Below are 286 nucleotides of genomic sequence, written 5' to 3'. Positions count from 1 at the left end.
CGTCCGCGTGCGGTTCGTCCCGGGTGTTGATGATCGGACGGGAACGTGTCGTCGCGGAACTGACGCCCTCCCAGATGTGCTCGGCACGCTGGCTGACGCAGTAGACGGCGCCCCGCGGGGTCTGCAGCACCTTGCCGGCACCGCAGATCAGCTGCCTCGTGACGAGGAAGGGAATGAGGATGTCCGCGAGCCGGGAGAATTCTCCGTGCCGGGCCACGAGGTAGTTCTCATGGCATCCGTAGGAGTTTCCGGCCGAATCGGTGTTGTTCTTGAAGAGATAGACGTC

General features: G+C 63.6%; 1 protein-coding gene. It reads right to left on the bottom strand.

Features of this window, described 5'->3' with window-relative positions; translation table 11 throughout:
* Positions 1-286, bottom strand: a 286-nt coding sequence (locus tag G3I42_RS28285) for a proteasome accessory factor PafA2 family protein (RefSeq protein ID WP_203607470.1), incomplete at both ends; no start/stop codon positions are given.

The sequence above is a fragment of the Streptomyces sp. SID11385 genome (assembly GCF_010548245.1).
Taxonomy (GTDB): Bacteria; Actinomycetota; Actinomycetes; order Streptomycetales; family Streptomycetaceae; genus Streptomyces.
The sequence above is the reverse complement of the archived record's forward strand: the minus strand, read 5'-3'. Positions and strand labels throughout refer to the sequence as shown.